At 62.9% G+C, this 22,923-nt stretch carries 17 protein-coding genes; 11 read left to right on the forward strand and 6 right to left on the reverse strand.

Annotated elements, in window-relative coordinates:
• Positions 1–322: 322 nt before the first annotated feature.
• Together ACILSO_RS24285 and ACILSO_RS24290 are read left to right on the forward strand one after the other, a co-directional pair.
• The gene (locus ACILSO_RS24285) at positions 323–1,285 is read left to right on the forward strand and encodes a hypothetical protein (RefSeq protein WP_395740066.1); all 963 of its coding nucleotides are present in this window, start codon (positions 323–325) and stop codon (positions 1,283–1,285) included.
• 462 nt (positions 1,286–1,747) lie between these two features.
• On the forward strand, positions 1,748–4,138 hold the full coding sequence (locus ACILSO_RS24290; RefSeq protein WP_395740067.1) for a PVC-type heme-binding CxxCH protein: 2,391 nt from the start codon (positions 1,748–1,750) through the stop codon (positions 4,136–4,138).
• Positions 4,139–4,178: 40 nt separating this feature from the next.
• Here ACILSO_RS24290 and ACILSO_RS24295 read toward each other — a convergent pair whose 3' ends face one another.
• Positions 4,179–4,676, reverse strand: coding sequence for a cytochrome c oxidase assembly factor Coa1 family protein (locus ACILSO_RS24295; protein WP_395740068.1), 498 nt, complete (start codon positions 4,674–4,676; stop codon positions 4,179–4,181).
• A 130-nt stretch (positions 4,677–4,806) separates the two neighbouring features.
• Between ACILSO_RS24295 and ACILSO_RS24300 the strand changes: the two genes are divergently transcribed.
• The 3 genes from ACILSO_RS24300 (at position 4,807) to ACILSO_RS24310 (ending at position 7,528) form a co-directional block, all read left to right on the forward strand.
• Positions 4,807–6,402, forward strand: a complete 1,596-nt coding sequence (locus tag ACILSO_RS24300; RefSeq protein ID WP_395740069.1) for a hypothetical protein — start codon at positions 4,807–4,809, stop codon at positions 6,400–6,402.
• Between the two features lie 61 nt (positions 6,403–6,463).
• Positions 6,464–6,898: a hypothetical protein gene (locus tag ACILSO_RS24305; RefSeq protein WP_395740070.1), complete on the forward strand. Its 435-nt coding sequence runs from the start codon at positions 6,464–6,466 to the stop codon at positions 6,896–6,898.
• Positions 6,899–7,030: 132 nt separating this feature from the next.
• Entirely contained in the window at positions 7,031–7,528 is a 498-nt protein-coding gene (locus tag ACILSO_RS24310; protein ID WP_395740071.1) for a ferritin-like domain-containing protein, read from the forward strand.
• A 153-nt stretch (positions 7,529–7,681) separates the two neighbouring features.
• On the opposite strand, the gene ACILSO_RS24315 is transcribed toward ACILSO_RS24310, so the two are convergent.
• The gene (locus tag ACILSO_RS24315; protein WP_395740072.1) at positions 7,682–7,996 is read right to left on the reverse strand and encodes a hypothetical protein; all 315 of its coding nucleotides are present in this window, start codon (positions 7,994–7,996) and stop codon (positions 7,682–7,684) included.
• Positions 7,997–8,307: 311 nt separating this feature from the next.
• Between ACILSO_RS24315 and glmS the strand changes: the two genes are divergently transcribed.
• Genes glmS through ACILSO_RS24330 form a run of 3 tightly spaced genes read left to right on the forward strand, consistent with a single transcriptional unit; the run spans position 8,308 to position 12,072 of the window.
• A complete protein-coding gene (gene glmS, locus ACILSO_RS24320) occupies positions 8,308–10,161 on the forward strand; it encodes a glutamine--fructose-6-phosphate transaminase (isomerizing) (protein WP_395740073.1) in 1,854 nt (617 codons plus the stop codon).
• 23 nt (positions 10,162–10,184) lie between these two features.
• Entirely contained in the window at positions 10,185–10,997 is an 813-nt protein-coding gene (locus ACILSO_RS24325; RefSeq protein ID WP_395740074.1) for a hypothetical protein, read from the forward strand.
• A 22-nt stretch (positions 10,998–11,019) separates the two neighbouring features.
• Complete coding sequence (locus ACILSO_RS24330) at positions 11,020–12,072, forward strand: NAD(P)/FAD-dependent oxidoreductase (protein ID WP_395740075.1); 1,053 nt, start codon at positions 11,020–11,022, stop codon at positions 12,070–12,072.
• A 170-nt stretch (positions 12,073–12,242) separates the two neighbouring features.
• Here ACILSO_RS24330 and ACILSO_RS24335 read toward each other — a convergent pair whose 3' ends face one another.
• The 4 genes from ACILSO_RS24335 to ACILSO_RS24350 form a co-directional block, all read right to left on the reverse strand.
• The gene (locus ACILSO_RS24335; RefSeq protein WP_395740076.1) at positions 12,243–16,538 is read right to left on the reverse strand and encodes an ankyrin repeat domain-containing protein; all 4,296 of its coding nucleotides are present in this window, start codon (positions 16,536–16,538) and stop codon (positions 12,243–12,245) included.
• Positions 16,539–16,556: 18 nt separating this feature from the next.
• Complete coding sequence (locus tag ACILSO_RS24340; protein ID WP_395740077.1) at positions 16,557–17,486, reverse strand: CsgG/HfaB family protein; 930 nt, start codon at positions 17,484–17,486, stop codon at positions 16,557–16,559.
• A gap of 16 nt (positions 17,487–17,502) precedes the next feature.
• On the reverse strand, positions 17,503–18,252 hold the full coding sequence (locus tag ACILSO_RS24345; RefSeq protein WP_395740078.1) for a hypothetical protein: 750 nt from the start codon (positions 18,250–18,252) through the stop codon (positions 17,503–17,505).
• A gap of 144 nt (positions 18,253–18,396) precedes the next feature.
• Positions 18,397–19,884, reverse strand: coding sequence for a YdiU family protein (locus tag ACILSO_RS24350; RefSeq protein ID WP_395740079.1), 1,488 nt, complete (start codon positions 19,882–19,884; stop codon positions 18,397–18,399).
• A 125-nt stretch (positions 19,885–20,009) separates the two neighbouring features.
• On the opposite strand from ACILSO_RS24350, the gene ACILSO_RS24355 reads away from it, so the two are divergent.
• The 3 genes from ACILSO_RS24355 to ACILSO_RS24365 all read left to right on the forward strand — a co-directional run bounded on the left by ACILSO_RS24355 (position 20,010) and on the right by ACILSO_RS24365 (position 22,910).
• The gene (locus ACILSO_RS24355; RefSeq protein ID WP_395740080.1) at positions 20,010–20,615 is read left to right on the forward strand and encodes a class I SAM-dependent methyltransferase; all 606 of its coding nucleotides are present in this window, start codon (positions 20,010–20,012) and stop codon (positions 20,613–20,615) included.
• A gap of 454 nt (positions 20,616–21,069) precedes the next feature.
• Positions 21,070–22,014, forward strand: coding sequence for an AEC family transporter (locus ACILSO_RS24360; protein WP_395740081.1), 945 nt, complete (start codon positions 21,070–21,072; stop codon positions 22,012–22,014).
• Positions 22,011–22,910: an EamA family transporter gene (locus ACILSO_RS24365; protein ID WP_395740082.1), complete on the forward strand. Its 900-nt coding sequence runs from the start codon at positions 22,011–22,013 to the stop codon at positions 22,908–22,910. Before ACILSO_RS24360 ends, ACILSO_RS24365 begins: the two co-directional genes overlap by 4 nt.
• Positions 22,911–22,923: the final 13 nt, after the last annotated feature.

Raw genomic sequence — 22,923 nt, forward strand, 5'->3', positions numbered from 1 at the left:
TGATAAGCGCATTACAAGCGCTCAGGAAAGCAGCACAGCACTGAAGGCAAAATCGCTTGGCAGAATGCCAGAATTTAACCGGCATTCCGGGCAGGCCTCTCTAAAAAGAGTGTTTTCACACAGCCTGTGTCCCCAGCCCGTCGTCGTCGGAGCCGCGACATTTCGAGGTTCATGATTCGCTCTGATGTCTCCAGAGTCAGGGAGGAAGAGGGACAGTAAGAGATCAAATCTGTCAGTCCTCACTACGGCTGCCGCCAAAAAAATCAGCACTCCGTGTAAGAATGATGCTGGATCTGCCATCTGCCGCCCTTACTCTCCCGGCATGAAAGCCAGCCTTGCCTGCCTCGCGTGCATGTTCGCCTCTTCCTTGTCTCTTTTCGGTACACCGGACCGCACCATCAGGGTCGAGGAAGATTTTCTCGGCTCCAATGAGACGGGTTTTGCCATTCTCAGGACGGAAACCGACAACCACTCGAGCTACTACCGGCTGCAGGTGACGCGCTACCTGGATGAGTACGAGAAAGTCCCCGAGCAGCAGCCCGAGGCCTGCTTTCTCGCCCGCAGGGTCAAGCGCACAACGCTGCTGGACGTGGACCATCTGAGAGATCCCGACACAGGAAAACCAAGTGAGAACGTCAGAACCCGGGATGACAGCACCCAGATGGCTGATCTGCTGACCCGCTACCCGGCGCGAGCGCAGCGCTGGGATGCGTCCCGCTTCGCCAAGCTCTCCTCATGGAAAAAGGACGGCCGAATCAGCTCTGGCGAGGCGAATTTCCTTTCAAACTACACCTCCCTCCCAGAGGAGATCTTTGGGGAATACCACCGTCAGCCAAAATGGAAGATGGAGCAGGCCATGGAGGACATGAATGCTCTCTACCTGCGGGTCACCACCGGCATGCAGGAGGCGGACGAAGATGAAGGCAGCAGTCAGTCCCGCTGGATCTGCCTCATTCCCGCCAAGACGCGCCAGGTGCATGACCATCTGGCCCTGCAACCCGCCTACCTCTGCGCCGGCAGCCACCCGACAGCGGAGGACGCCGTGAAGCAGGCCCGCGAGATCAAAGCGAAAGCCGCAGAGGCAAAATCGCCCGTGCCCGCGCTGGCGGTGTGGTCGGTGCGGTACGGCGGCGCTCCACTTTGCTTCACCCTCGTGCTGCAGGAGTCCATGGAGGACATGCAGCCGGAAAGATTCAAGCAACTCCAGCTTCTCTTCGGAACCAGCCTTTCCCCCATCTCCAGCACCTGCTTTGTGGAGCGGGCGAAAGGCAGCGAGTCTCTCTGAGCACCCGGCCAGATCCAAGGCTCCATCCTGGAAGTCATCCGCCAGCGTTGCGAGGCTGCTCCCGGTGTTTGAGGCTGCGACCGGCTGACTGCGGTAGTCCCAAGCGGGTTTCATGCCGCGAGCTGTTGAAAGCAGGTGTCGTATCGGTTGCTGCACCGGCGCGGAGCGGTGGACGATCGCGCCCGGAAGGGGATCGAGATGATTCTCCCTGCCCGCGCGCGGCCACGCCCGGCCAGGAGTGGGACCATCCTGGTCCCACAACCTTCCGCAAACTCTACCATTTCATACCAGCAGCTTCCGGGCCGATCCTGCGAACGCCTTTGGCCACCCGGCTGCGCAAAATTCCATGACAAGCCAGGATTTGCAGACGCTTCCAAAAATCCGCCCTCCTGTGGCGTAGTGGTGATTCACCCCTTGCGGCTCAGACGCGCCCTGCCGCATGCCACGCAACCCATTGTCCTCATGTCCCCGCGCCTTCACCTCGCCTCCGTTCTTTCCCTGGTTCTCATGTGCATCGCCACGCGGGGGCGTGCAGACATCCCCAAGCCCGCCGATGCGCCGCAGCCGCTCTCCCCGCAGGAGAGTGCGCGTGCTTTTGTGGTGCCGGAGGGCATGCAGATCCGCCTGCTGGCGGCGGAGCCTGTGGTGCGCGAGCCTTCCGGCATCTGCTGGGACGAGCGTGGGCGCGTCTTTGTCTGCGAGCTGCATGGCTACAATGTGGAGGGGCAGATCGACATCGATGAACTCAACAAGTCCGGCAAGCTGGACACCACCGTGCGGCGCATCGCTGCTTCAGAAAGTGCCAGGTCCAGGGCGGAGGCGGAGACCTACGGCACCGTCAAACTCCTGCGGGACACGGATGGCGACGGCGTCATGGACAAAGCCATCGTGTGGGCGGACCGCCTGCCGCCCTGCTACGGACTTACCGCTGCGAATGGCGGGCTCGTCGTTGCCTGCGCCCCGCACATCGTGTTCCTCAAAGACAGCGATGGCGATGACCTGCCCGATGTGAACGAGCGGCTCTTCACGGGCTTTGGCACCGGCATGCTGGAGCGCGGCATCAATGCCCCCACGCACGGCCCCGATGGCTGGATCTACTTTGGAAGGGGCTGGCAGGGCAGCGGTGCCATCACGGGGCCGCATCTCCAGAAGCCGGTCACGCTCCCCGGCACCGATTTCCGCATCCGTGCGGATGGCAGCGCCATCGAGCCTGTTGGCGGCAGCACGCGCACCATTGGCACCACCTTCACCGCAGGTGGAGACCGCTTTGTCACCACCACCACCACGCCGGGGCTCTTCGTCACGCCCGTGGAGTGGCGCTACCTGGCGCGCAATCCGGACGATGTCGCCCCGCCGCTGGATGGTGCTGCCACGGAGGAGAACCGCGTCTATCCCATCGCCCCGGTGCATCCCTGGCGCACCAAGCGCGAGCAGCACGCCGAGTATTTCGCCTTCTACAAAAAGATCAGCCTCAGCGATGCCGCAGCCTCCGGCTACTTTACCTCCGCGTGCAGTCCGCTCGTTTATCAGCACGATGTCCTCCCTGGTATCCACGGGCATTATTTGGTATGCGAGCCCGCCGCCAGCCTCGTCCACCGGAGCGAGATCGTGAGGGACGGCACCGCCCTGCGCCTTCAGCGGGTGAAAGGGGAGGAGCAGCGCGAGTTCCTCGCCTCGCGGGATTCATGGTTCCACCCGGTCAGCCTCACACAGACGCCGCAGGGCGGCATCGCCATCTGCGACTTCTACCGCGAAATCATCGAGGACTACTCCGCCATCCCGCGCCACCTGCAGCAGCAGTATGGCGTCACGCATGGGAATGAGCGCGGCCGGGTGTGGCTGCTGCTGCCGAAAGATGCGTCCCGCCTGCAGCGTCCGGCTCCGCCGCCCACGGCCACGGAGGCCCGCGTGCTGGCACTGCGCACGGCGGATGCGGACCACTTTCAAACTCGCCCCGAAGTGGAGAAGGAGCTGCTGGCCATGAATTTCGAAGACGCCGCCATGCCGCCCCAGCTCGTGCTGCAGGCCGCGCTGAGCCTTGGCCAGAGCCGCTCTCCCCAGGTCTTCAACTGCCTGCGCAGCATCGCCCGCACGCATGGCACGCGCCTGCAGTGGATCGACTGCGCCATCACCAGCGGCTTGCACCAGCGGGAGCGCGAGATGCTCCTCGCCCTCGCGCGGGATCCCGGCGCGTCCGCACCCGTCATGGCCCGGCTCGCCTCCGTCATCGCTGCACGTGGAAATGTGGCGGAGATCCAGGCCTGCCTCAAAGAAGATGCTCTCATCACCGGCCAGCCGCGCCAGATTCTCGCCCTCGGGCTGGAGGACGCGCAGCCCCTTGCCAAAGGCACAGCCGCTCCCGAAGTCCCGCCGCCTGCGGCACCCACTGCGGAGCAGACTGCAGCGTGGGAGGCACGCATGCCCGCCATTCTCGCCGCACTCAAAGACAAACCCGACCTGGAAGCCGGCCGCACGCTTTTCACCGGCGTGTGTGCTTCCTGCCATCGCAGCCATGGCATCGGCACCAGCGTGGGGCCGGATCTCGATGCCGAGTTTCAGCGCGCTCCCGAGACCATCGTACGGGACATCGTCTTTCCCGCCGAAGCCGCCCGGCCGGGATTTGAGACCACCTACATCAAGACACGCCGAGGAGAGACGCTTCTCGGCATCACCGCTTCAGATGCGCCCGGCAGCCTGACGCTGCGCCTGCCGGGCGGCAGCGAGCGCACCGTGCTCAAAAAGCACGCCAGCATCCGCACCGTGCGCCACACCTCCCTCATGCCCTCCGGACTTTCCGAAGCCCTGCAGCCGCGTCAGATCGCCGACATCATCGTCTTTCTGCGTTCGCGGTAAATGGCGCGCGCTGGGTGTCCGTCTGTCAGGCATGTCAGGGTCAGGGCGTCCCTCGCAGGTCCACCTTGTGTCCGTCCGGGAACTCCACGTCCAGAGTGGAGTACTTCCACTCGGAGTCGGAGGATTTTTCCGCCACCACCCGCATGGTCGCTTCTCCCTTGGGGCCGGTCACGGGGACCGTGAAGGCGGCTTTGCCCTCGCCGTTGTTGTAGTTCACCGTGCCGGAAAAGGCCCACCCATTGTCAATGGGAGTGCCCAGGGCCTCCTGCACCTCGGTGGAGTTTTGCACGCGCCTGAAGGCCTCCGCATACACGTCCGTCTTCTTGATGACGTTCATCGCAAAGAGGAAGATGCCGATGGAAGCGAGCACCCCGAGCACGAGAAGCCCCAGGCAGCCGCCGCAGCCAAACAGCGCGCACTTGCCGCCGCTGTTTTTCGGAGGTACCGGGGCTGGCACGGGAGCCGCATTGGAGAAAGGGGAGGAAGGCGGCGGCGTCAGCGAAGGTGGTGGCGGGGGAGGGGAAGGGAAAGAGTCCATGGCCGTGGGCGGAGTGTTTCGAGCATTTTACGCGGAGGGCGGGCAAGATGTCGAGCCTGCACGTAGCACTGCGTTCTGCTCCTTATCGTGAACGATGCACCGGGCGGATGTCGTTAAGGCGCTTCCCACCATGAATCGCTTTCGCGCCTCCGCCTGCTTTCAAATCTTTCTCCTGCTTTCCGCCACCTCCACGCTGCCGGCTGCGGACGCACCGGACCTGCAGGGCATTGTGCGCGGCTATGCAGATGCCATGATCGACCAGAGCCGCACGCAATTGCCAGACCCGACGCTGCCGCTCTTTCCCATCGTGCTCACGCGGGACAAATACCAGATCCCCGCCGGGAAGGTGAGCAATCTCTACACCGCGCGCGTGCCGCAGGAGTTCAAGAACATCGCCAACATCCATCACGACCTGAACCTGTATCAGGTCTTCTATGCGCTGAGCCAGATCACCGGAGAGAAAAAATACGCCGCAGAGGCGGACCGCATCATCGACTGGTTTTTGCACCACTGCCAGGAGCCACGCTACGGCTTCTTCGGCTGGGGCGAGCACATCGGCTGGGACCTCACGAAAAATCAGCTCGGTGGTCAGCCCACCAGCGGGCCGTATCAGGATCAGATTCACGAATTTTATCGCCCCTGGATCTACTGGCAGAAGTCCTTCGACATGGCACCGGAGCAAAGCTTGCGTTTTGCCCAGGCGTTGTGGCGGCACCAGATCGACCACAAGGACGGCAAAATCTCTTTCTCCCGCCATGCCATGATCACCGGCAAAAGCCCCAGCCGGCGCGGCATGGACTTCCCACGCCACGGCGGCTTTTACATCGCCACCTGGGCCGCCGCTTATCAGCGCACGAAAGACCCCGAGATGCTCCAGGCCATGGATGAAATGGTGTCCTTCTATGAGAAAAGCCGCGACCCGCAGACCGGTGCCATTCCGCATGGTTCCAACGACTTTGCCTTCGACAAAGACGGGCGCAAAGTCGCCTACGTGTACTCGCAGAGCCCGGTCTCCCTGGCGGTCGATCTCGAAACCGCCTCCGCCGTGGTGCCAGACGCGCTGAAGCAGCGCATGCTCGCGCTGGCCAAGACGACTGACGCCTTCTTCCTCGCCATGGCGCACGATCCCGGCCCTGGCGGCAAAGGCTTCATCCTCTTCGCCGATCCCAAGACCCTCGCCGCCACCGAGTACTGGCAGACCAAGGAAGACCTCGATCTCGGTCTGCCGCCCAAACGCACGCCCTACACCGGCGGCTGGCGCTCCGCCTACTCCGGGCAGCATCCGCACACCTGGGTGGTTCCGGCACTGATCGCCCGCTACGCGCAGACCCAAAACGAAGGCTACAAAAAGCTGCTTGTGGCCTGTGCCGACAACTACCTCACCGCCGACCCCGACACGTCGCTGAATGAAAAGCCCGCGAACAAAGGCGACCGCCCTTACGACATCGAGGCAGGCTCCATCGGCAACGCCATTGTCCTGCTCAACGCCGCCTACAAGATGACGCACGATGAGAGATACCTCGCCCGTGCCGAATGGTTCGCCGCCTGGGGAGTGAAGAAATTCTGGCCGGATGACAAGCCTCTGCCCCGTGCCTCCGTGCGTGAGAACATTTATTCCGCCGCCTCCCGCTGCGATACCCTCGCCATGGCCATGCTGCAGACCTCCCTGCTGCGCCACAAGCCGGAGAAGGAGAAAGAAGTGAGCCTCATCGCGACGGACCGGTAGGCCAGCGTGCCATTTGTCAGCACCTGCCATCCGATCCGCACGCGGCGTGCGTTTTCACGGCATGAGTGAGAGCCAACACCCTGCCTGGCGGAGCATCCCCTCCGGATATTTGCTGCCACCTGCAGACGAGGTCGTCTGGGGCTGGGGTGGCGCGGAGGTGCTGCCGGTGGTGTATCACGCGGAGGAGGCGCCGAAGGAGGGCTTCTGGACCGGCCTCGCGGGGCAGCGTGTGCCGCTCATCACCCACTGGATGCCTTACGGTGAAAATCCGGACCAGCCGCCGCGCATGCCCGACGTGTGGTCCCGCAGGCACGACGGGCTTTCCGAGCCGCCGGCGGATGCCGCGTTTGTGTGGGCCTTCATCGGAGATGATCCGCCACGCCGCGCGCAGTATCGCGATGACCACTGGCTGGATCTGGATGGCTGTGAACTGGATGCACGCAGCCTCAAATGGTTGCGCGATCTCGAGTTCACTGATCCCGCGCAGCATCCCTGAGAGAATGGGCTGAAGGTTTGGAGGCAGGGCGGGCACTGGCGTGGCCATCAGGGGCTGCATGCCGTGTATCCACAAGGGTTCCCGATGCGAAACCCCTGTACCACCAAATTCAAATCAAACCCCAATCCCATCATGAAACTCAACACACTCAACGATCTCTTTGTGCAGGAGCTCAAGGACCTTTACAGCGCCGAAACACAGCTCGTGAAGGCCCTGCCCAAGATGGCCAGAGCTGCCTCCAACGAAGAACTGCGCTCCGGCTTTGAAGAGCACCTGGAGCAGACCCGCAACCACGTCACGCGCCTGGAAAGCATTGCCAAGGCGGGCGACTTCAAGCTCGCCGGCCACCGCTGCAAGGCCATGGAAGGCCTCATCGCAGAAGGCAGCGAACTCATCAGCGAAGATGCCGAGGATGCCGTGCGGGATGCCGGACTCATTGGCGCCGCACAACGTGTGGAGCACTATGAGATCGCCGGTTACGGCACCGCCCGCGCCCTGGCCATCCGCCTGGGCTATGACGACGCCGCAGACACGCTGGGCCAGACCCTGGACGAAGAAAAAGAAACCAACGACAAGCTCACCGACCTGGCCACCTCCACAGTGAATGAGGAAGCCGCCGCGCTGGCGTAAGGGGGCGCAGCGCCTCCTTTTTTATTTCCTGCCCTCAGGCTGTGCCGCCCGCATCGGGCGGCACAGTCTTTTTTGGCATTAGCGACCAGCATTGCGCATGTGCGTGCCCGAGAGAGCGTGCCTCCGTTGCCCAAAAGGCGGCCGGGCGGGGCCTCACCCGCGTTTCTTGCGCGCGGCCCTGGCGCCTTCTTTGCCCAGTGCGGTGCGCGTCTTTTTCGGCAGTTTCGCGAGGGTGCGTTTCTGCTTCGCGGCAGTGGCCGCTTTCTTGAGGTTCTTCCGCGCAGCCGCCGTTTGCCTGGCGCTTGTGGTGGGTGCCTTGTATTTGGCGGGCGCGGTGGTCGTCGGAGCCTTTTCCGCAGCTTTGTTCATGCGTCCCGCCTGCCGCTGCTGCCTGCCCGCCGCGGAGGGCGTGCCGGGGTTGAGGAACCACGGTTCATCGGGCGGCAAGGAGGAGTCATCAAGGTTCATTGCAGTGCAGTGTTGGAGACAGGGTGGAGTCAAAACAAACTCACCCCCATCCATCGTGTGAAAGCCGGTTCCGGTCTCATCCCGCACGGGTTTTGGGTCCCCTTCGCGGCGGCCTTGGCACTGGATAAGGCACCTTCCTGAGGCTGGCAGCTGCCTCTTGGGCTTACTTCCTTCCAATAAAGAAAAATTACCAGCACACGAACTGCTGGCGTGGCTCCTGCGAGGGGGTATCGTACCGTCGTGTCCTGTCCAGTATTTGTGGCGGATTCTCCTTTTTCACCTTTTCTACCCCTTAATACCCTCTTTCTCTCATGTGCGGCATCGTTGGTTACGTAGGCAATCGGCAGGCGAGTTCCATCCTTCTGGACGGGCTGCGTCGGCTGGAATATCGCGGCTATGACTCCGCGGGCATGGCGCTGAATGGCGGCGGCGAGACTTTGCGAGTGGTGAAACGCGCGGGCCGCATCGACAACCTGCGTCAGGCCGTCACCGAGGCCAATCCGCTCGGCACGATGGGCATCTCACACACCCGTTGGGCCACCCACGGCCCTGCCACGGACGTGAACGCCCACCCACACCCGGATCAGTCCGGCAAGCTGGTGCTCGTCCACAACGGCGTGATCGAGAACTACCAGACCCTGCGCGACCAGCTTGCGGCCAAGGGCCACACCTTTCAGTCTCAAACCGATACGGAGGTGCTTTCCCACCTCGTCGGCACCTACTTTGATGAATCCACCGAGAAGGATGGCACCCAGCGCCTCGTCAATGCGGTCAAGTCCGCGCTGGCCCGCGTGAAGGGTACCTACGGCATCGCCGTCATGCACGGAGACCTCCCCGGCGTCATCGTCGGTGCGCGCCTTGGAAGCCCCCTGATTGTGGGTTTGGGCGACCATGAGCACTTCCTCGCCAGCGACGTCTCTGCCGTGGTGAATCACACACGGGATGTCGTTTACCTCAACGACTACGATATCGTCACCATCACCAAAGACCGCTACAGCGTGCAGTCCCACCAGGGCGTGCCGGCGGAGGTGAAAGTGAGCCGCGTGGAATTCAATGCCGATGACGCTGAGAAGGGCGACTTCCCGCACTTCATGCTCAAGGAAATCTACGAGCAGCCGAACTCCCTGCGCAATGCCATGCGCGGCCGCCTTTCCCGTGATGAGTGCACCGCCATCCTCGGTGGCCTGAACATGAGCCCGAAGGAGCTGGTGCAGATCGACCGCATCATCCTCGCCGGCTGCGGCACGGCCTACCACGCCGCCATGGTGGGCGAGTACCTCATCGAGTCCCTCGCCCGCGTGCCGACGGAGGTGGAGATCGCCTCCGAATTCCGCTACCGCAATGTGCCCACGAACAAGAACACCCTGCAGTTTGTGATGAGCCAGAGCGGCGAGACCATCGATACGCTCGCAGCCATGCGTGAAGGCCAGCGCAAAGGCATCCGCTGCCTAGGCATTGTGAACACCGTGGGCAGCACCATCGCCCGCGAGAGCGACGGCGGCGTTTACATCCACGCAGGTCCGGAAATCGGTGTGGCCGCGACCAAGACTTTCACCTCCCAGGTCACCATTCTCACCCTGCTGAGCCTGCTGCTCGGGCGCATCCACCACCTTTCCAGCGTGGACGGGTTGGAGATGATCGACCAGCTCGAGGCCATGCCGGACAAAATCATCCAAATCCTCAAACAGGCAGACAAGATTAAGGCCATCGCCGAAAAGCACGCGCACGCCGAGGGCATGCTCTTCATGGGCCGCCAGATGAATTACCCCGTGGCGCTGGAAGGCGCGCTGAAGATGAAGGAAATCAGCTACATCTACGCCAGCGGCCACCCCAGCGCGGAGTTGAAGCACGGAGTCATCGCGCTGGTGAAACCAGACATGCCTTCCGTCTTCATCGCCCCGGACGATGCCGTGTTTGATAAAAATGTCAGCAACATCGAGGAAGTCCGCGCCCGCAAAGGCCCCGTGATCGCCGTCACCACCGAGGGCCGCACCGAGCTGGAGCGCATCACCGACGACGTCATCTATGTGCCGGATTGTCCCTCCTATCTGACCCCCATTTTGAACGTCGTGCCCCTCCAGCTCCTGTCCTACTACACCGCCGTGGCGCGTGGATGTGATGTGGATAAACCGAGAAATCTGGCCAAAAGTGTTACGGTAGAGTAAAATAATGCATTCTCCTCCCGCTCATGACTGCCTTCCTGTGCCGCACCCGCCCCACGATTTGCCTCGTGGCGCTGGTTCTGTGCCTGGGCGGGATGAGCGGTCATGCGGTGGATGTCCCTGATCCTGACGACTCGCCCGCCGTCGCCTCGCCGGATCAGACCCCGGCAGATTTTCTCGATCTGGTGGGCCGCCAGACGAAGGCCCGCTGGCGCCTGCTTTTCCGTCCGCCTCCGCCCACACCGCCGACCGACCGAGGCCGCGCCGCCCTGATCCTCGGCGGCCTCATGGCAGACAGCTTCCTCGTCTGGCAGGCGGGAGACGCGCAGCAGTTCCGGAATAACAACCAGGAAGTGCTCAGCTACTGCCGCATGCTCGGGCTCGGAGAGAAGCTCATGCCCCGCCTCATGGCCCAGGGTAAAATGGCCGAAAGCAGTGAGTGGAAGGAATTGCGCCAGGAGATCGTGGAAGGGCATCAGGAAATGATCCGGATGCTGCGGGAACAACGGGACGACGACCTCGCGGTCCTCATCGACATGGGTCTGTGGCTGCGTCTTTTGGAAATCAGCTCCAGCGTGGTGCTGGAAAACGGCTCCGTCGAAGCGCGGCCCCTCTGCATCGGCTCGCCCACGATCCTGCAGGAGATCCGGGATGACTACAACCGCCTCAGCCTGGCCAAGCACGAGGAGGCCGTCATCAAGCGCTTTGGCACCGCCATCGAAGACATCAGCACCCTCTGGCGCGGCACCGGCCCCAGCCAGCCCAGCGAAGAGCAGGTGGTGCAGACGAATGAGAAGCTCAAGGAGGTCATGCAGGTGCTGGTGGAGAAGCAGCCGTGATCCGTCTCGCTCTCCCGGCCCCATGACCCGCCCCCGCTTCCTTATCATCGGCCAAGGGCTTGCCGGAACGGCGCTGGCCTGGCATCTGTGGGAGAGGGAGGTGCCCTTTGTCATTGCTGACCGGGATGAAGCCGTCACCTGCTCCAAGGTGGCGGCAGGATTGATCACTCCCATCACAGGCATGCGGCTGACGGTGAGCTGGCGTTATACCCTGTTTTACCGTGAGGCGCTGCGTTTTTACCGGCACTGCGGGAAGAGGCTTGGGCAGCGGTTTTTCTTTCCACGGGGCTACGTGCGCCTGCTCAAAAGCGAGGCGGAGATCGCCAAATGGCACAAGCGCCGCCAGGACCCGGACATGCAGCCCTTCCTCCATCCGCAGCCGCCTGTGTTGGATGCGGAGGTCATTCACACGCCGGAGAACGGCTTCCAGCAGCGCCATGCCGCCTGGCTGGACACCACCGTGTATCTCAAGGAGAGCCGCAGTTTCTTCGAGTCTCTTGGTGCCTGGATGCGGGCCGAAGTGCAACCTGCTGACGTTCAGGATGATACCAGCGGCGTGAAATGGCAGGGACAGCGCTTCTCCCACGTCATCTGGGCACAGGGTTGGAGCGCAGAAAAACACCCGCTGCTGCACTGGGTGCCCTTTCAGTCCGCCCGCGGTACCATCTTCACGGTGCAGGCCGATCTTGGCGGAGAAAAGCGCACCCTCAACCGCGGCTGCTGGCTGCTCCCCCGGCCCGATGGCAGCCTCCGTGCCGGCTCCACCTACGAGTGGAAGTTTGACGATCCCAACACACCTGACCCCGGTCAGTTGGCGCAGCTTGAGACCCATCTCCGCGGCCTGCTCAAAGCCCCCGCCGAGATCACCGCCATGCAGACGGCCGTGCGCCCGATCATCAAAAATCAGCAGGCCCTCATGGGCACCCATCCGACGCACCCGCGCGTGGCTTTCCTCAACGGCCTCGGCTCCAAAGGCTCCCTCCGCAGTCCGTGGCTGGCCCGCCATCTCATCGAGCACCTGCTGGACGGGAGTGCTCTGGACCCGGAGCTGGATTTGCAGGGGAACCGGATTTAGACCAACTCTCAAAAATCTTGTCACATTGCCCGGACGGCGGAGCGGCCCCATTGGCTGCGTTGGTCGCTTGCCTGTTATGTTCCAATAGCAGGCGGCGCTCCCGCCTTGCCACTGGGGCCGCTGCGCTCGCCGGTCAAAATGACAATCTTTTCGAGAACTGGTCCAAGGTGTTATTTCAAAGCCTCGCGAATGAGGGCTGCCTTATCGAGCTGCAGAATCGACGGCGCGTCCTCCAGCGACAGGTCTTTGACCATAGGATACGCGGACTCAGGCGTCACGATGAGGCTAACGAGGGTGTTTCCGGGCAGGTCGATGCATCCACGGTAGGAGCGGGTGGGTTTGTGGATGGCCAGCAGCCTGCTATAAATCGTGGTGTCGCCCCCCTGGACATTCGCGGGTTTTGGCATCAGCTCCTGTCCTGCCAGCCAGAGCCAGTCGCCATCATTCACCGCAGTGGGTACGTTCACGTTGATGCGAATATCTTCCGGGAAGCGGATCGTCTGCGGCGGCTGCGGTCCCGGGGTGGATGAAACCCAGGAGATGCTGTCTTTGTTCAAGATCCAGAGTCCTTGCTCGTCCGCCCACATCCCGCACACCACACCCAGCGCCCGGGTGGGCACCGGCTGCCGGGTCCTGATTTTTGTGGCAGCATCCAGCGTGAAGAGTTCAGCGGTGTCTCCTTGAAGCGGCTGGTAGAGGCAGTAGAGCCGGGAGCCAAAGGAGGTCAGCTGCGAGATCCGCTTCATTGCCAGCGGCTTGCCGTTCATCTCCAGAGGCAGAGGACGCCAGCCTTTGGAGGCACTCCATGCAGCCAGCATCGGCTTGTCGGCCGCTCCCGTGCCGGCTGCATATACCTCGTCTCCCACCCGCACCGCGTGGGAGATCTGGCCCAGCGGCAGTCCCTCTTTGTCCGTGAACCGGGTAAACTGCTTGGAGGCCCGGTCCTGCCTGGCGATCCCGTAGGTCGGTCCGCCAACCCAGAGGCTGTCAGGGGTCTGCAGCAGGAAGGTCAGCTCACCCGAGATCTGCTGCGGGAACGGGGCGACTGGCGTAAACTTCTGGGTCTGCGGAGACCAGTCCGACACCATGGTATGCTGGCGGTCATTCAGTTCACAGGTAAGGGCGATCACGGCGTCCTTCCCGTTGCAGACCGCCTGCTGAAGGGTGGGTTCGGCCCACTCCTTGGGCAGAGGAACCGGGGTCAACGGTACCGGCAGCCGTTTTGAGAGGGGCTTCGCCGGCGGCTGGGGTTCGGCGGCTCCCGGCGGAGGCGCATTTTCAGACTCCTGAATCACAGGCAGGTAAACGCCGTTGTAGGCATCGCTGAAATACTTGGCCGGAAGTTTCATGGCGTCAGCGGTTTCCGCGTGCCTGCCCGCTTCGTCAAACCAGTGAAGCAATTCCAACCGCTTCTCGATGATGGCCGCCGGGACTGGATTCACGAAGTTGCGAATGATCTGGCGCCACGCAGCCTGGGCGAGTTCGAGACGCGTCTCCAGCGGCAGAAAAAACTCGAGATCCCGCGTCACAAATTTCGAGTCGTAGGTGGTGTTCTCGGTATACTCTGCCAGAGTCCGCAGGAGACAGTTCGCCGTAGATCGCGCCAGGACGTCGCACCACTTGCGGCGCAGGGTCGTGGGCACCCCGTCGGGGAAGCCGCGCCGCCACTGGAGCACGCTGGTGTAAAGCTCCTCATTCATCTGAAAATGCAGGTCCAGAGGGGCGTCCTTGGCGGACTGGAAAACAGTGAAGGGCACCTTTTCATTTCTTCGGACGGACGTCACCACCTGCCGCAGCCCCTCGAGGCCAAAACGCGCCACGTGCTCATCCCAGTCGAGTCTGCGGCGCCACAGCCGCCAGAACGTGCCCGAGGAAGAATCGATCCGCTCCTCCACCACCGGGAACTGCAGGTTGTCGTACCAGCGCTCCAGCAGCCAGGTGGCGGCGATTTCCGCGTCCTCGGGGGCAAAGAACCGTGCGGCTTCCAGAGCGCGCATTGTCAGCTCCCAGCGCGTGACCAGCCAGCGGTTGCCGCGGTCCAGGCGCATGGTGGCCGGCTCCTGCGCGATCAATTCCCGCGCATGGGTGAAGAGGATGCGTGCGGCGTTCAGGCGGTCGTCATTTCCCGGCTGCGGCTTTGGCATGGCCAGCGCCGCGGTGATGAGCTCTGCCGCCAGTTTCTCCGCAGCAGCCTCCATGTCCCCCTGCCGGGTTTCCACGCTGAAGGTCTGAGTCTTGTCCCCACCGCTCCACAGTTCAAACACGATGCGGACCGGCATCTCGGCGAAGGGTGTGTTCGCATCCCCCGTTTCCTCGCACCAGCCCCAGAGGTAGTGGTCGGCCACGCCCTTCCAAGCCTCGCCATGGGCCTGCGTCAGGCCGCTGACGGCCAGTTCGGACTCATGGGCCGCCTGGTCGCTGCCCATCAGGTTCAAAACGCGGGCCTCCTTGCCTGCGGCACCCCGGTGGATGGCTCGCAGCAGCCCGGGAACGCCGGCGTCCAGGCGATTTGTGCGTGTGGTGCGGTTGCCAATGAAAAGAGGGGCGAAAACCCTCTGGGCCTCTGCCGCAGCCAGCTGAGCGCGCGCTTCGCCGATGGCCTCCCGCGCTGCCGCCGCCGCCTTTTCCAGATGCGGGCCAGTCACGGTCAAGGGCAGTCCGGTCGTCTGGGGAAGAAACAGCCTGCGCTCTGCCAGCACATCACCCCGACGGGCTTCCACCACCTGCAGGATCAGCTCACGTCCGAGGCCTTCATCCACCTCAAAACGCCCCGTGACCAGCAGATCCGCCTTCACCCACTGGCCGATGCCCATGCTCTGGCCGGGAGAGAGCAGCCCTGCGGCACCATGAACCAGTTCTTCCTCGGCTTTTTCAATCTCCGCACGCTCCACCCAGTGCACCCCCTCGATCTCCTGGAGGCCGGTTTGCAGCGCCAGACCAAAATCGCGCGCAGCTTCCACGCTCGGGTACCAAGTGTCGTCCTGAATGACAAAGGGCAGCGCCGCAGCCGTCACGGCAGGCAATGCGCGGTGGCCTTTGGAAGCCGGCGGTGCGGGCGCTTTTTCCACGACATCCGCGGAGGCAAGCCGGTTGGCAGAAGGCTTGAGCCCCCGCTTTTCCAACCATGCGACGGTCTCCGCGTGCTTGTGAAGCCGGGCCAGGTCCAGAGCATTAAGCCCGGCAAGATCCTCTGTGTCCAGACGGGATCCAGCCGTGGTCAGACGCTCCACCAAGGAGGTGCGACCCAGCAGGGCGGCCAGCATCAGCGGCGTGTGGCCCCTGCAGTTCTGAACATCCAGATTCACCTTGTGTTTCAGGCAGTATTCCACCGCCTGATCATGTCCGGCCATCACCGCATGATGAAGCTGGTTAAACTTCGCGCCATCGCTGCACTGGAGGTGGTCGCCCTCATTGGCGAACTGGTTCAGCCGCTCCATGACCTCCACATTGCCGCCCGCCGCAGCGGCAAAGAGCGTGCAATGCATCTCATGCCGGAAGGATTTGTAGTGAGCCTCCAGGGCTTGATTTACCGCCTGCAGATCGCCACGACGTGCCGCCTCAGCCAGCACGAGCACCGGGTTCTTGGGGGGGAGGACCACGCCTTTGGCGGTCAGCTGCTGGAGCAGGCCTTCATTCCCCCAGTTGATCACCGCAGGCAGCCAGAGGGCCGGATTGTCCGGCACCGCGACTCCTTCCTTGAGCAGCCAGGAAAAGGCAGGTTCCCGGCCCAGATAGGCGGCGTAGCGCAGAGCATTTGCGCCGCGCTTGTCCAGGGCGTTGAGATCCGCCCCCAGGGTCTGGAGCCGCTTGAGGGTGGCCATGTTGCCAAACAGCGCGGCGTGCTGCAGCGCCGTGCTTTTGTCCTGGCACTGGGTGTCCACCGGAATGCCCCGCTTCACCAGCATCTCCACCACATCGGCGCTGCTCTCGCGCGCGGCATACACCAGCACCGGCCACGGGCCTTTGACGCGGCCCCGCACCTCGGCCCTGGGGTCGGCACCTCCGTTCAGCATCACCTCTACCAGCTTGAGAGAGCCGCTTTTCAGCGCCAGGGCAAAGGCGTCTGTCTCTGAAATTTCGCCCTTTTCAGGCTGCGCTCCGGCCTTCAGCAGCAGTTGCGCAGACTCGGCATCGCCCGCACGGCAGGCCAGCGCCAGGGCGCTCACGCCATCATAGTCCCGGGCATTGGCATCCGCCCCGGCGGCCAGCAGATCAGCGATGATATGCTTCTGAAACGTGTTCAGCGCATGCATGAGGGGTGTGTAGCCACGCCTGTCGCGCGCATTGATGGAGACGCCCTCATTGAGGTAGCGCCGCACGTAGCCGATCTTGCCGATGGACGCCTCCTTCCAGATGCCCTCGGGCTTCCAGGTTTCAATGAACTGGGCGGATGTCGGCGCGGGCAGCAGGGCCGCAGCGCCGAGACCGCACACCAGAAATCTCCACGCTGCATGGATGGTTCTCATGTCAAAAAAAGGTGGTGGTCAGGGTTTGAGGCTGGCCGCGAAATACTGGGCCACCAGACGTTCCGCCACACTGCGGCCTGCGTGCTGCAGAGCGGTCTTGGCAGCAATGTTTTCCGCCAGATCAACCGCGCTGGAGGTCTGGCGGTCGACCCAGATTTTGTCATGTTTCGCATTCGCCACCTTCACCTCCAGCCGTGCCTTGCAGAAGATCATCTGCCCGCGCTGTCCGCCGCGCTCGCTGAAGGCCTCCCCTTCGACGGTGTAGTCCGCAGGGCCGCTGTCCACCAGCGTGAAACCCAGCTGCTGCAGCACACGCTGGAGTTCCGTCTGCGCCGCCGGATCCGGCACACGCCGGGTGAGGTGCTGCTCAGGAATCTGCACACGCACGCTTGGCCGCTCCTTGCCCGCAGGCAGCAAGGCTTTGAGCCGGACGATCATGGCGTCCCAGCTTTCGACTTCGGCGGTGAAGGCAGACTTGGGATCGCGCAGCTTCTCGGTGATCTGGCCCGAGAGCTTTTTCGCCGCGTCCGCGACGCCCGGCTCACCGGCGAACTCGGCGGACACAGAAACCACCCGGCTTGTCTCGACTCCGATCAGCTTCACCACCGCCATGCGTTTGCCGCTGACGTCGATGAGCCGGCCGGTGATGAGCACCTGTGCTCCGATGATGTGGCCGATCTTGGCGGCTGTGTCCGGCTGGATGGTCCCCGTCAGGGACAGTTCCTGCTCACTCAGGACCTTTTCGATCTCCACCCGTTCCACCAGCTGGAGTTCGGGATGCTCTGAAAGCTGCACTCCTAGCAGCAGAGCCAGTTTTTCGGATTCAGGCTCGATGTCCTTCTGCGCCCCAAACCCCAGCACCGCCACACTCAGGGGCGCCGGCTCTGCCGCTGACAGCGCGGTGCATGCGAGAAGGAGGGAGAACAGAAACAAGAGACTGGTTTTCATAAGGAAGGCTCGCGGTTCAAGAAGCTGACTGGCAAAATTCGACGATCAGACGTTGCAGCGCCGGATCGGAGGGAAAATCTTTGCAACGGCTGGCAGGCACAACCATCAGCCGTCCGCGCCCGGCTGGCTTCATGAGCATGGTCTCCCGCATCCCTGGCAGATCCCCGATCACGACGAGGCACTGGCCCGGCTCCAAGGGCTGCGACTTGATTTTTTCCAGCATTGCCGGGCTTGCCTTGACGAACAGGAGCCCCTGCCATGCAGGCAGCCGTTCCGCATGCGCCAGGGTTACGACCTTGACCTGATCTCGCTCGAACACAGGGATCCAAGGTTTCAGATCGTCCTCCGCCATGACACTGACGCTCTGAAGCGGAGTCAGAAGGCCTCGAGGAGAAAGGCGCAGGCGCACCGTCCCCGCAGCGTGTGGAGTCTCCCCGTTCAAGGCCTGCCACTGGACCAGATACACTGCCGGCTTGCCCGTCTCTGGCAGCACCAGCGAATGCCTCGCCTCTGCCTGCACACTGCCCTCTGCAATGGTTGTCTTCTCTTCAAAGCCGAGGTCTTTGAGCGGCACAGCAAGGCTTGAAGCAGCCTGAAAAACCTTCCCCCGCAGCGTGATCCTGGAGCCTGGCACGGCCAAAATCCGCCAGCCCAGCACGGAAGGCTGATCACTGAACATCTCCACTTCCGCAGTCTTCCGCGTCTCGCCCGAAGGAGAGGCCGGGTGGATGAAGGTGACGCTCGGATCTTCAGCGCGGGCGCTCAAGCACGCGGCCACCAGCAAACCCGTCCTGACAAGATAAGGGCACAGGGTGGCGGATGCTCGTCTGAAAATTTGCACTTCCAAGCAGAGCTATCAGGAAGGACGCGATGGGGCAATACTATTTTATTTTAGCCGTCCCTCGGCGTTTTACGTCCCGCAAAAGGTTTGATAGGCACCCGGCGCATGCCCTGAGGAGGGCGTCGTATATTCAGACTGGCTGTCGCTCAAGTCATAAGGATTTCCCAGCACTGTCAGAAGGCGCTGCATCACGCTCAGATCTCCGTGCTCCGCAGCGGCGGCGAGAGCTTCCTCCACCTTGTGATTGCGGGGAATCACGGCCGGATTGTGCGCCTGCATGTGCTTTTGGACTTCCACCGCGGACTGCGGCTGGCGGCCCAGCCTTTCCTGCCATTGCGCGTGCCACGCGGCAAAGGCCGCATCCTCCAGTGGGAGAGTGTTTTCTGCGGCGCTCAGACGGTGGAAGGTGTTGGTGAAATCCGCTTTCTGGGCGCGCATCCACTCCAGAAGGGTTTCGATCAATCTATTGTCGCCGTGCTCTGCCGTGAAGAGTCCGAGCTTGGCCCGCATGCCCGAGAGCCAGCGGCTTTCAAACTGGGGTTTGAATGACTCGATGGCCGCATTTGCCGCTGCGATGGCCTGCTTTTCATCCGCGTGCAGCAGAGGCAGAAGGGCCTCCGCCAGACGGGCGAGATTCCACTGCGCAATCTGCGGCTGGTTGCCGTAGGCGTAACGGCCGTGGCGGTCAATGGAGCTGAACACCGTGGCGGGATCGAAGGCATCCATGAAGGCGCAGGGGCCATAGTCGATGGTCTCGCCGCTGAGCGCCATGTTGTCGGTGTTCATGACGCCGTGGATGAAGCCGACGCACTGCCATTGGGCGATCAGTGCGGCCTGGCGCTCGATGGCTGCTTCGAGCAATGCCAGGCCGGGCGTCTCGGCTCCGACGCGCTTTGGGTAGTGCCGCTGAAGCGTGTACTCCACCAGCGCGCGCAGTGCCTCACGGTCGCCATGCGCGGCTGCCCACTCAAAGGTACCCACGCGAATGTGGCTGGCGGCGATGCGTGTGAGCACTGCGCCCGGCTGCATCTCCTGACGCCATATTTTCTCCCCGGTCGTCACCACCGCGAGGCTGCGGGTGGTGGGAATGCCCAGCGCGTGCATGGCCTCGCTGATGATGAACTCCCGCAGCATGGGTCCCAACGCCGCCCGACCGTCTCCCCGCCGCGAGAAGGGAGTGGGACCGGAGCCTTTGAGCTGCACATCCAAGCGTTCGCCTGTGGGAGTGACCTGCTCTCCCAGGAGAATGGCGCGCCCATCGCCCAGGCCGGTGAAATTCCCATACTGATGGCCTGCGTAGGCTTGGGCCAGGGGTTTGGCGCCCTCCGGCAGTTCGTTTCCCGCGAAGACCGCCGGCTGCTGGGCCAGCGCGGGTCCATTCAGCCCCAGATTTTGGGCCAGAGCGTAATTAAAAACTACCATTCGCGGCTCCTTCACCGGTGTGGGGTCGAGGTGCTCATAGAGCATCGCGGGCAGGCGGGAATAAGAGTGCTCCAGATTCCAGCCGAAGGAGCCGGGTGTGGAAGGAGCGGTGGAGGAGATCACGGACTCGGACATGCAGAGAGGACTACGAACCTCATCCGCCATGTGGGGCGGCAAGTCCACTGCGCCGTTCGTGCGCTCTGCTCTCAACACTCCAGATGCAATCCCGCGATTTCTCCCCATGGATGTTCTTCCGCTCCATGACACCTCCTTTCCACAAACCCCACCTCGCCAGCCCGAATGGCGGCCTGCCTTCCTCCGTGCTGTGGGCGCAGCTCATGCTGAAGGATCGACTGCAACCCGGGGATGTGGTGATCGATGCGACGATGGGCAACGGGCATGACACTCTCTTTTTGAGCCAATGCGTGAGCCCCGGCGGCCATGTGTATGCCTTTGATGTGCAAGCCACCGCTTTGGTGGAGACGGCGAAACGTGTGCCTGCGGAGATGACCACGCTGATTCACTCCGGCCATGAAACCATGCGCGAACACGTTCCGGCGGAACAGCATGGGAAGATCAGCGCGATCATGTTCAATCTCGGTTATCTGCCTGGGACGGACAAAACGCTTATCACCCGAACGGAGACAACCATGGTGGCCGTGGAGGCCGCGCTGGAATTGTTAAAGCCGGGGGGGCTGCTCACCATTGCCGTGTATCCCGGGCATGAGGGCGGGGCGGAAGAGGGGCGCAGCATTGCCGGGTGGGCTGCCACGCTGGAGTCCCGCCGCTACGAGGTGCAGCACCTGCGCCCCATCAACCGTGCTGCCTCGCCGCCGGAGCTGTGGGTGGTGTGGAAGCGGGGGTGAGGAAGTCAATGGTCACTCCAGATCGTCGATCAGCGGCACCGAAAAGACTGTGGCATGCTCCCGGCCTCGCACTTAGACCAACTCTCAAAAAACCTTGTCACATTGCGCGCACGGCGGAGCGGCCCCATTGGCTGCGTTAGTCGCTTGCCTGTTATCTTCAAATAGCAGACGGCGCTCCCGCCTTGCCACTGGGGCGGCTGCGCTCGCCGGTCAAAATGACAATCTTTTCGAGAACTGGTCTATCTGCACCGGGACACACGTCGCAGCGAAGCGTCACGCAGGATGGCCTGCATGCTGCAGGTGTAGGCGGAACGCTGACCGACTGACATGAGTGTCTGTCGTACTTCGGAGGGGGCAGTAGAAAAATACAGATACCTTTGTGTGCCGCGGGCACTCCAAAGCCCCCTCGTACTTGCGCAGTGCCCCATCTCCGCCTAGCTGAATGCCCGCGCGCATGAACCTCGACTACTTCAGCATCCTCTCCGTCGCTGTGCCGGTGTATCTCACCATGGCCGTCGGGGCGATGGCGCGGCGCACGGGGCTGCTGAAGCCGGAGGCGGACGTCAGCCTGATGAAACTTTCGGTCATGCTGCTCACTCCCGCGCTGATCATCGAGCGTGTGGTGGGGAATCCTGCCGTGATGCGCCTGCCGCCGGTGCTGGTGGCGGCCGGGCTGGGCTATGGGCTCGTGGCTCTCGGCATCGCGTTCACCTATTTCGTCGCGCCGCTGATCGGTCTGAAAAAAGGAGAGGGCCGCCGCACCTTCAGCGTGGCCTGCGGGCTGCAGAATTACGGCTTTGTGGCCATCCCGATCGTCACCGCCTTGTTTCCAGACAAAGGTACACTGGGAGTGCTCTTCACCTTCACGCTGGGGGTGGAGCTGGCCTGCTGGACGGCGGGCGTGGGCCTGCTCACAGGCCTGGACAAGGCCCCGTGGCGGCTGGCGCTGAATGCACCGGTCCTCACCATCCTGACCTCCCTCATGCTGAATTTCACCGGGCTGCATGCTTACGTGCCGCAGGTGGCGCACAACACCTTCACCATGCTGGGCGCCTGCGCCGTCCCGCTCGCCGTGCTGCTCATCGGTGCCTCGATTGCAGATCTCTGGGGGCAGGGCGCCATGCAGTGGAAGGTGGCCATCTACAGCCCGATTCTGCGCCTGGGCATCATCCCCATCGCCTTCCTCGCAGCGGGTGCCTGCCTGCCCATCACCCTGGAGCTGAAGCGTGTCATCGTTGTGCAGGCGGCCATGCCTTCCGCTGTATTTAACATCATGATCGCCCGACTCTACGGCGGCCATGCCTCCACGGCTGTGCAGGTGGTCATCGCCACCACGATCGTGAGCTGCGTCACCACGCCCCTCGTCATCGCGTGGGGGCTGAAGCTTGTGGGCGCATGACTCTTCCCTGGTATCTTCTCTTCCCGCTCGCCGCCGCCGTGGTGTATGCCATCGCTTCGCTGCTGCTGAAAAAAGCGCTCGTGGAGGGCGCGCACCCCATGGCGTGCTTTCACATCAACAACTGGGCCGGCATGCTCGCGTTCCTGCCGCTCGTTTTCTTGGAGAAGCAGCCCGTGCAATGGCAGGAGTGGTATGTGCCGGTCGGACTGGGAGCGCTTTTTTTCGTCGGCGGCTGGTTCACCTTTATCGCCATGCAGCGCGGGGATGTCTCGCTCGTCACGCCCGTGCTTGGTTCCAAGGTGGTGTTCGTCGCACTCGGGGCCAGCCTCTTCATTGCGGGCAGCATGAAGCCGCTGATGTGGACGGCCGCCATCATCACCACGGGCGGCATCGCCCTCATGAGCGCCACTGATTTCAAAACACCGAAAGGCGCGCGTCTGGCGGGGCCGGTGGTCATGGCGCTCGTCAGCGCGGCGCTGTATGCCTTTGCGGATGTGTTTCTGCAAAAGTGGGCGCCTGCTTTTGGGCCGAAGACTTTCCTTGCCATCCTCGCGGGGACCACCGGCGTGCTCTCCCTCGGCGCCATGACGCTGCTTCCCAGCCGCCCGCCGATTCCGTGGAACCGCGCCACGCAGTGGTCCCTTGGCGGCAGCGCATTGATCGCCGCGCAGTCGATCACGCTGGGCCTTTCGCTCGCTTATTTCAACGACGCCGTCGGCGTGAATGTGGTGTATGCCACACGCGGCATGTGGAGCCTGGCCGTGGTGGCGCTGCTCGGCCCTCTGCTGGGAAATCGCGAGAGGCATGAGTCTGGCAAGGCCTATGGCATTCGCATCCTAGCAGCCATCCTGCTGATGGCCGGGGTGGTGTGCGCTGTGATTGCGCGCATGAACTAGCCTGTTCCGAGGA

Origin of the sequence: Prosthecobacter sp., from assembly GCF_044226605.1 — a bacterium.
In the GTDB taxonomy this organism is placed as follows: Bacteria; Verrucomicrobiota; Verrucomicrobiia; order Verrucomicrobiales; family Verrucomicrobiaceae; genus Prosthecobacter.

What these genes read in the sequence shown, in the direction of transcription:
- ACILSO_RS24310 (WP_395740071.1), top strand. Translation starts at nt 7,031, where the DNA reads ATGAAACTCAACACACTCAACGATCTCTTTGTGCAGGAGCTCAAGGAC.
- ACILSO_RS24355 (WP_395740080.1), top strand. Translation starts at nt 20,010, where the DNA reads ATGACACCTCCTTTCCACAAACCCCACCTCGCCAGCCCGAATGGCGGC.
- ACILSO_RS24340 (WP_395740077.1), bottom strand. Translation starts at nt 17,486, where the DNA reads ATGAAAACCAGTCTCTTGTTTCTGTTCTCCCTCCTTCTCGCATGCACC.
- ACILSO_RS24350 (WP_395740079.1), bottom strand. Translation starts at nt 19,884, where the DNA reads ATGTCCGAGTCCGTGATCTCCTCCACCGCTCCTTCCACACCCGGCTCC.
- ACILSO_RS24295 (WP_395740068.1), bottom strand. Translation starts at nt 4,676, where the DNA reads ATGGACTCTTTCCCTTCCCCTCCCCCGCCACCACCTTCGCTGACGCCG.
- ACILSO_RS24325 (WP_395740074.1), top strand. Translation starts at nt 10,185, where the DNA reads ATGACTGCCTTCCTGTGCCGCACCCGCCCCACGATTTGCCTCGTGGCG.
- ACILSO_RS24300 (WP_395740069.1), top strand. Translation starts at nt 4,807, where the DNA reads ATGAATCGCTTTCGCGCCTCCGCCTGCTTTCAAATCTTTCTCCTGCTT.
- ACILSO_RS24315 (WP_395740072.1), bottom strand. Translation starts at nt 7,996, where the DNA reads ATGAACCTTGATGACTCCTCCTTGCCGCCCGATGAACCGTGGTTCCTC.
- glmS (WP_395740073.1), top strand. Translation starts at nt 8,308, where the DNA reads ATGTGCGGCATCGTTGGTTACGTAGGCAATCGGCAGGCGAGTTCCATC.
- ACILSO_RS24285 (WP_395740066.1), top strand. Translation starts at nt 323, where the DNA reads ATGAAAGCCAGCCTTGCCTGCCTCGCGTGCATGTTCGCCTCTTCCTTG.
- ACILSO_RS24290 (WP_395740067.1), top strand. Translation starts at nt 1,748, where the DNA reads ATGTCCCCGCGCCTTCACCTCGCCTCCGTTCTTTCCCTGGTTCTCATG.
- ACILSO_RS24330 (WP_395740075.1), top strand. Translation starts at nt 11,020, where the DNA reads ATGACCCGCCCCCGCTTCCTTATCATCGGCCAAGGGCTTGCCGGAACG.
- ACILSO_RS24360 (WP_395740081.1), top strand. Translation starts at nt 21,070, where the DNA reads ATGAACCTCGACTACTTCAGCATCCTCTCCGTCGCTGTGCCGGTGTAT.
- ACILSO_RS24365 (WP_395740082.1), top strand. Translation starts at nt 22,011, where the DNA reads ATGACTCTTCCCTGGTATCTTCTCTTCCCGCTCGCCGCCGCCGTGGTG.
- ACILSO_RS24335 (WP_395740076.1), bottom strand. Translation starts at nt 16,538, where the DNA reads ATGAGAACCATCCATGCAGCGTGGAGATTTCTGGTGTGCGGTCTCGGC.
- ACILSO_RS24305 (WP_395740070.1), top strand. Translation starts at nt 6,464, where the DNA reads ATGAGTGAGAGCCAACACCCTGCCTGGCGGAGCATCCCCTCCGGATAT.